Here is a 7,689-nt window from a genome sequence, read left to right as displayed (position 1 = left end):
TCCTCCTGGACCGGCTTCCTGCGGGTCACCAGTTTCCGTAGCGTCACGTAAAACACCGGCGTCAGGAACAGACCGAAGAGCGTCACGCCCAGCATCCCGGAGAACACCGTGATCCCGGTGACGCCGCGGACTTCCGCCCCCGCGCCGTGGCCGAGGATCAGCGGAATGGTCCCGGCGATAAAGGCGATGGAGGTCATCACGATCGGGCGCAGACGCAGGCGGCATGCCTCCAGCGCCGCTTCCATGATGCCTTTCCCCTGGATCTCCAGCTCGCGGGCAAACTCGACGATCAGAATGGCGTTTTTACAGGCCAGGCCCATCAGGACCACCAGACCCACCTGCACGAAGACGTTGTTATCGCCCCCGGTCAGCCAGACGCCAAACAGCGCGGAGAGCATCGTCATCGGTACGATAAGGATCACCGCCAGCGGCAGGGTCCAGCTTTCATACAGCGCGGCCAGCACGAGGAACGCCAGCAGCACCGCCACCGGGAAGACGATCAGCGCCGTGTTGCCCTGGGTGGCCTGCTGGAAGCTGAGATCCGTCCACTCAATATTCATCCCATTCGGCAGGATCTGCTTCGACAGCTCCTCCAGATGCGTCATCGCCTGCGAAGAAGAGAGGACCCGCGGATCGGCATCGCCAATCAGGTCCGCCGCCGGATAACCGTTGTAGCGGATCACCGGATCCGGCCCGTAGGTGGTACTGATATTCACCATACTGCCGATCGGCACCATTTCGCCCTGATTATTGCGGGTGCGCAGATTGGCGATATCCTCCACGCTCTCGCGGTATGGCCCATCGGCCTGGGCCATCACGCGCCAGGTACGCCCGAACTGGTTAAAGTCATTGACATAAGACGAGCCGAGATAGGTCTGCAGCGTACCGAATAGCTCGGTTAGCGATACCCCCTGCGCTTTCGCCTTATCGCGATCGACCTGCACGTCCAGCTGCGGCACGTTAGCCTGGTAAGTCGAGATCGGGAAGTGCATCCCCGGCGTTTGCATAATCGCCCCGGACATCGCATTCACCGCGCTTTGCAGCGCGCCATAGCCCAGCCCTCCGCGATCCTGGATGTACAGGGAGTAGCCGGAACCCTGACCCAGTCCTAAAATCGGCGGCGGCAGGATGGAGAAGCCAAAGCCCTGCTGGATTTGCGCGATTTTGGCGTTGATCTCCGCGTTAATTTCCGCCGCCGTATGTTTGCGCTGGTCGAACGGTTTCAGGCCAAAAAAGACCGTCCCGGTATTCGGCGTGTTGGTGAACTGCAGCGCGTTAAGCCCCGGGAAAGCGACCGCATAGTCGACCCCTTCGGTATTCATCCCGATCTCGCTCATTTTGCGGATCACCGCGTCGGTGCGCGCCAGCGACGACCCTTCCGGCATCTTCACGCCGCCAATGAGATACAGCTTATCCTGGGTGGGAATAAACCCGCCGGGGACGACTTTAAACATCACCCCAGCGGCGCAGAGCAGCAGCAGATACACCGCAAACACCGCGCCACGGCGTCCGAGGGTTTTGCTCACCAGCCCCTGATAGCCGTTCGAGCTGCGCAGGAAAAAGCGGTTAAACGGACGGAAAATCCAGCCAAACAGACGATCGATCAGCCGGGTAGGGAGGTCTTTCTTCGCGCCGTGAGGCTTTAACAGCAGGGCCGCCAGCGCCGGGGAGAGCGTCAGCGAGTTGATGGCCGAGATCACCGTCGAGATGGCGATGGTCACCGCGAACTGTTTGTAGAACTGGCCGGTGACCCCGGAGAGAAACGCCATCGGCACGAACACCGCACACAGCACCAGCGCAATGGCGATAATCGGCCCGGAGACCTCACGCATCGCCTGATGCGCCGCGGCAAGCGGCGCAAGCCCCTCTTCGATATTACGCTCGACGTTCTCCACCACCACGATGGCGTCGTCCACCACGATACCGATAGCCAGTACCAGCCCGAACAGGCTCAGGGTATTCAACGAGAAGCCCAGCAGATAGAGAATGCTGAAGGTACCCACCACCGATACCGGCACGGCGATCAATGGGATAATCGACGCGCGCCAGGTCTGCAGGAACAGGATCCCCCCCAGCCCCACCAGCACTACCGCCTCCAGCAGCGTCTGCACCACCGCGCGGATGGAGTCGCGCACGAAAACCGTCGGGTCGTACGGCGCTGCCCATTGCATATCTTCCGGGAAGCGGGTGGCCAGTTCAGCCATTTTGGCGCGTACCGCGTTCGACAGATCGATGGCGTTAGCCCCCGGCGACTGGAAGATACCGATCCCGACCGCATCCTTATTGTTGAGCTGGGAACGCAGCGCATAGCTGCCGGAACCCATCTCGATGCGCGCCACGTCGCGCAGGCGGACCAGCGAGCCGTCCTGCGCCGTTTTCAGAATGATATTACCAAACTCTTCTTCGGTATGCAGACGGCCCTGGGCGTTAATGGAGATCAGGAAATCGCTCTCCTGCGGCAGCGGCTCGGCGCCAAGCTGTCCGGCAGACACCTGGACGTTTTGCTCCTGCATCGCCGTCACCACATCCGAGGCCGTCAGACCGCGGGCCGCGACCTTATTGGGATCCAGCCAGACGCGCATCGCATATTCACCGGAGCCAAAAATCTGGATCTGGCCGACGCCGGGCAGGCGCGCCAGCTCATCCTTCACTTTCAGCGTGGCGTAGTTGCGCATATACAGCGAGTCGTACTTACCGTTTGGCGAAAACAGATGCACCACCAGGGTCAGCGTCGGAGACTGCTTCTGGGTGGTGATCCCCAGACGGCGTACATCCTCCGGCAGACGCGCTTCGGCCTGCGCGACGCGGTTCTGCACCTGAACCTGCGCCTGATCCGGGTCGGTACCCGGGCGGAAGGTGACGGTGGTGACCAGCACGCCGTCGGAGCCGGCGACCGATTTCATGTACATCATGTTTTCAACGCCGTTGATCGCTTCCTCCAGCGGCGTCGCCACGGTCTCGGCAATCACTTTCGGGTTGGCGCCGGGATACTCCGCGCGCACCTGGACGCTCGGCGGGACGACATCCGGATATTCGCTCACCGGCAGCAGTGGGATAGCGATTAACCCGGTGATAAAAATTAAAATCGACAGCACCGCGGCGAAAATCGGCCTGTCGATAAAAAAGCGGGAAAAGTCCATGTCTTGGATTCTCTGATTAGGGATCAGTTAAGGGTGGCGCTGGAGGTCATGGCAACGGTTTTGGCGTTAACCGGCATACCCGGCATAAACACTTTTTGTAAGCCGTCGACGATGACGCTATCACCAGGATTCAACCCCTTCTGAACGATGCGTAAACCGTCTGTCAGCCGCCCTGGGGTAATGTCGCGGCGCTGTGCTTTACCATCTTTATCAACGATATAGACGTATTTACGATCCTGATCGGTCAGTACCGCTTTGTCGTCGATAAGCGTGGCTTTGAACTCTGCGCTGCCCGGCAGACGCACGCGGGCAAACAGCCCTGGCGTGAACAGACGCTGCGAGTTATCCAGCAGCGCACGCATGCGGATGGTGCCGGTACTCGGCGTTAACTGATTATCGAGAAAATCCACTTTGCCCTGGTGGGGGTAACCCTCCTCGCCAACCAGGCCAATCTCCACCGGGAGCGCCTGATTATCGCTGGACGCGCCTTGCCCGCGGCGGGCGAGGTTTTGATAGTGGAGGTAGGTTGACTCGTCGACGTCAAAGTAGACGTACACCGTCTTCTGCGAGACCAGGGTGGTGAGCACGCTGGCGGTGTCGCCCGCGGTGACCAGGTTACCGCTGGTGATCAGCGCCCGGCTGGCGCGGCCGTCAATAGGGGCGGTCACTTTGGTGAAGTCGAGGTTAAGCTGCGCGGCATCCACCGCCGCCTGCGCGGCGCGAATGTCGGCCTGCGCCTGAACCGCGGCTGACCGGCGCTGCTCCCACTCTTCACGGGAGACGAGGTTGGTATGGACTAATTTATCGGTGCGGTTCGCCTCGCTTTGCGCCAGGCTGGCCTGCGTTTTGGCTCTTGCCAACGCCGCCTGCGCCTGCTCCAGCGCGGCGCGATAGGTTCTGTCATCTATCGTGAACAGCACCTGGCCCTTTTTCACCTCCTGGCCGTCGGTGTAATTCACTTTATCAATGTATCCCGAGACGCGAGGGCGAAGCTGAACGCTCTCCACCGCTTCAATGCGACCGTTAAAACTATCCCACTGACTGATCGACTTCACCAGCACCTTAGCGGCGCTGACCGTCGGGGCGGGAGGCGCAGCATTCTGCGCGACGCTGTCGTCGCAGCCGACGAGCAGAAAGGAGAGCATCATCGCGCCGAGCGCGGTCAGGTGAATGTTTCCCCAGGTTTTTTGCAGGCTCATTATTTTTATTCCGGTAAATGTAGCCGCCGGGCAAGACGCAGCGTGAGAAGCCGCGCCACTTCCTTTGTCCGGGCTGGCTTAAGGCCATTTGTGTCGATCATCGCCACAAAACTGTAACAATTTCGAATACACTATCGCGGCGATTGTAGGAAGGCGCTTAACTAAGTGCAAGAATAATTGTTGCACTTTATGTGCGGTCCAGGGGGGGATAAAAAACCGCGATCCCGGCGTGGATTTAAGTGTAACAATAAAACTTGCATTTTGTGTAAAAACAGGCCACCTTTAAATGCAACTGACAAAGATGCTTTTAACCGGCCGCGAGGGGGTAACATGATGAACACTGGCGCCATCATTCAGGATCTGATCGACTGGATCGACAACCATCTTGATAGCCGTCTGGATATTGACACCGTTGCCCGACGAGCCGGCTATTCGAAGTGGCACCTGCAGCGGATCTTCAAAGAACATACCGGGCAGCCCCTCGGAGAATATATTCGGGCGCAAAAGCTGCAAAAGTCGATCGAACGCTTAGCCCACAGCAACGAGCCGATCCTGAACGTGGCGATTGCCCTCGGCTTTGACTCCCAGCAGTCCTTCAACCGCAGCTTCAAGCGCCAGTACGGCCAGGCGCCCGGCGTCTGGCGCCGGAGTATCAGCCGCTCTGCTGCGCAGACATCTCGTCAGCGATCCGCATGACCGGGGAGGGTCAGTCCTGACCCGGCCCATGTTCGAATTTGCTGCCTTTGCCGATGGCATAGAACTGCCCGCCTGCGACATAGTGAACGGTCCGTAGCTCGTCCGGCGCATCATCAAAAATCCAGTGTCCGTTGCGGAATACCCGGTCATCGCTCCAGGCGGCGACGATATCGCCCATAAACAGATTGTGTTGCTGCTGAATGTCCGGGTATGGCATCACTTTGCACACCAGCCAGCCCGCACAGCCTGCCACAAGAGGAAGATCAAATTCCGGCTGATAAAAGAAGGGGATGGTGTCATTTTTATCCGGCGCGTCGGCATAGCTGCGCCCGCCAGCGTAGAGGACGGTTGCCATCTGGCTGACTACGGGGATCTGCACCACGAAATAGCCGCTCTTTTCCACCAGCTGACGAGTGAAAGCCTGGGTGCCAATATAGGCCACCACTTTTCGCTCGCCTGCCAGCCCAACCCAGGCGGCTGACATGACATTTTCGACGCCATCATATTTTGCGGAAATCATGGTGGTGGACCCGACCTGCAATAAACGATAGGCCTTACTTATTTCGACAGGCTGAACGGACATGGTTTTTCCTTTGTGCATGCTATTTAACGTAATGATTATTTGGATATTTATTGAGGGCATGTTCATTTTCGGGCCCTCTTTCGTAATCCACCGTGCAACGATACGCCAGGCGATTAAGCGTAAAAAGGTGCGTAAATTGTTTTCATTATTCATAATCCACGAATAATCATGCCGTCTGTCGGTAAGCTGCTCGCTACAGGAGAGAAAGAAGGTGGATCGTATTCAGGCTATGCAGATGTTTATGCGCGTCGCGGAGGCAGGAAGCTTCGTGCGTGCCGCGGAAACCCTTTCCCTGCCGGCCTCCACTGTCACCAGTACCATTAAAAACCTTGAGAAATACCTGAAGGTGCGGCTGCTGAACCGGACCACAAGGCGGGTGAGCCTTACCCCGGAAGGGATGCAGTATCTGGCGCAGTGCCGGGAAATTCTCGCCCTCATCGAACATAGTGAATCCACCCTGAGCGAGTCTGTCGCGCGGCCTCAGGGGCGCCTGCGGGTTGATATGCCCGCGGGCATCGCGCATTTCATCGTCATGCCGCATCTGCCGGACTTTTACCGGCGCTATCCCGATATCTACCTGATGATCGGCGTCAGCGATCGCCAGGTCGATCTCATTCAGGAAGGCGTCGACTGCGTGATACGAACGGGAGAGCTGAACAACTCCAGCCTGGTGGCCCGCCCTCTGGGCCGCTTTCGCTGGGTCACCTGCGCGTCACCGGACTATCTTCGGGAATATGGCGTGCCGCCGTCACCGGAGGCGCTCTCTCAGCACCGGGCTGTGCATTATTTCTCCGGTCAGGCGAGGCGGGCCGATGAGTTCCGCTTCGTTCGCCATGGCGAGACCTTTTCTGTACCCGTCAGCGGCAACGCCGCGGTGAATGAAACGGGGCTCTATATAAAAATGTGCCTGGCAGGATTTGGGCTGGCGCAGCTGGCGGAGAATATCGTTGCTGACCACCTGCAGGAGGGGAGACTGGTGGAAGTGCTGACGGACTGGCAGCCGCCCCCGGTACCCGTCACATTGCTCTATCCGCACCAGCGCTTTCTCTCTCCCGCCGTGCGGGCGTTTGCTGAGTGGATGAGCGAGGTGGTTTGAGGGGAGTATTGCTTGCATTTAGCGCTTCGCGATGGAGGGCTGGGTTCCAGCAGAAATATCTGGTCTGCTGATGAATCACTCGATATTCTGTAATGCTTTGTCTTTTTTGTGAACAGGAAAAAGTATGCTTAATACGCTACCCGATTTACACAGAAGTTTTGCAGAGCAACTGAAGCTTAAATTACAGTCTGATTCGCGGATCCACTCCCTTCTCGCCGGCGGCTCGTTTATCCATGGCGGGTTTGATCAATACTCCGATCTGGATTTCGTGGTGGTGATCGACCCTCTCTATTATGACGAAATCATGGCTCAGCGTATGGCGTTCGCCGGAACGCTCGGCCATCTGCTACATGCTTTCACCGGGGAACACGTCGGTGAGCCTCGCCTGCTGATCTGCCTGTTTGGCCCGGAACTTCTGCATGTCGATCTGAAATTTATCACCCTGGACATGCTTACTCAGCGCGTTGAGGAGCCTGCCGTGCTATTTACCCGTGATAACGATGCTCTCGAGCGACAGCTGGCAAAATTTAGCGCTCACTGGCCGGATATGACGCCGGAGTGGTTTGAGTCCCGGGCCTGGATCTGGCTGCATTATGCCGTGGTTAAACTGGGCAGGGGGGAACTCTTCGAAGCGCTGGGGATGCTGTCTTTCTTCCGGGAACAAGTGCTGGGACCGATGCTGTTTCGTCGCGCCAATCTACCGCAACGCGGCGTTCGTCGAATAGAAGCCCTCGGCATTGATCCCGATGGCCTTCTGACTTCCACTCTGGCAACACACGATCGTCACTCCGTCGGGATTGCCATTCGAAGGGCTGCTGACGCTTATGTCAACCTGCGGGCTGATGCGCTGCCTGACAATATCGCAGACGATGCGGCGCGTCGGGCGGTCCTTGCCATGCTGGACGCGTATTCTCACAAGGGGTAAATCTATCCCTCCCCCCCCGCGGGGGGGGCGGGCGGGGGGGGGGGGGGGGG

6 protein-coding genes are annotated in these 7,689 nt (G+C 58.5%); 3 read left to right on the top strand and 3 right to left on the bottom strand.

Annotated elements, in window-relative coordinates:
• Together oqxB and HMPREF9538_RS03915 are read right to left on the bottom strand one after the other, a co-directional pair.
• On the bottom strand, positions 1-3,140 hold a 3,140-nt coding region (gene oqxB / locus HMPREF9538_RS03910), incomplete at its 3' end, for a multidrug efflux RND transporter permease subunit OqxB (protein ID WP_009486146.1).
• Between the two features lie 23 nt (positions 3,141-3,163).
• Positions 3,164-4,339, bottom strand: a complete 1,176-nt coding sequence (locus tag HMPREF9538_RS03915) for a multidrug efflux RND transporter periplasmic adaptor subunit OqxA11 (RefSeq protein ID WP_004212918.1) — start codon at positions 4,337-4,339, stop codon at positions 3,164-3,166.
• A gap of 333 nt (positions 4,340-4,672) precedes the next feature.
• Here HMPREF9538_RS03915 and HMPREF9538_RS03920 point away from each other — a divergent pair, with 333 nt between their 5' ends.
• Complete coding sequence (locus tag HMPREF9538_RS03920; RefSeq protein WP_085783913.1) at positions 4,673-5,035, top strand: helix-turn-helix domain-containing protein; 363 nt, start codon at positions 4,673-4,675, stop codon at positions 5,033-5,035.
• 10 nt (positions 5,036-5,045) lie between these two features.
• On the opposite strand, the gene HMPREF9538_RS03925 is transcribed toward HMPREF9538_RS03920, so the two are convergent.
• Positions 5,046-5,618, bottom strand: coding sequence for a flavin reductase family protein (locus HMPREF9538_RS03925; protein WP_004212922.1), 573 nt, complete (start codon positions 5,616-5,618; stop codon positions 5,046-5,048).
• 211 nt (positions 5,619-5,829) lie between these two features.
• Between HMPREF9538_RS03925 and HMPREF9538_RS03930 the strand changes: the two genes are divergently transcribed.
• A complete protein-coding gene (locus HMPREF9538_RS03930) occupies positions 5,830-6,714 on the top strand; it encodes a LysR family transcriptional regulator (protein WP_002914178.1) in 885 nt (294 codons plus the stop codon).
• Between the two features lie 124 nt (positions 6,715-6,838).
• Complete coding sequence (locus HMPREF9538_RS03935; protein ID WP_009486142.1) at positions 6,839-7,639, top strand: hypothetical protein; 801 nt, start codon at positions 6,839-6,841, stop codon at positions 7,637-7,639.
• The last annotated feature ends 50 nt before the right edge of the window (positions 7,640-7,689 follow it).

Origin of the sequence: Klebsiella sp. MS 92-3 (genome assembly GCF_000195655.1) — a bacterium.
GTDB classification, from domain to species: domain Bacteria; phylum Pseudomonadota; class Gammaproteobacteria; order Enterobacterales; family Enterobacteriaceae; genus Klebsiella; species Klebsiella pneumoniae.
The sequence above is the reverse complement of the archived record's forward strand: the minus strand, read 5'-3'. Positions and strand labels throughout refer to the sequence as shown.

Excerpts from the sequence above, each read along its gene's own strand:
- HMPREF9538_RS03915 (WP_004212918.1), bottom strand. The coding sequence starts at position 4,339 with ATGAGCCTGCAAAAAACCTGGGGAAACATTCACCTGACCGCGCTCGGC.
- HMPREF9538_RS03920 (WP_085783913.1), top strand. The coding sequence starts at position 4,673 with ATGAACACTGGCGCCATCATTCAGGATCTGATCGACTGGATCGACAAC.
- HMPREF9538_RS03935 (WP_009486142.1), top strand. The coding sequence starts at position 6,839 with ATGCTTAATACGCTACCCGATTTACACAGAAGTTTTGCAGAGCAACTG.
- HMPREF9538_RS03925 (WP_004212922.1), bottom strand. The coding sequence starts at position 5,618 with ATGTCCGTTCAGCCTGTCGAAATAAGTAAGGCCTATCGTTTATTGCAG.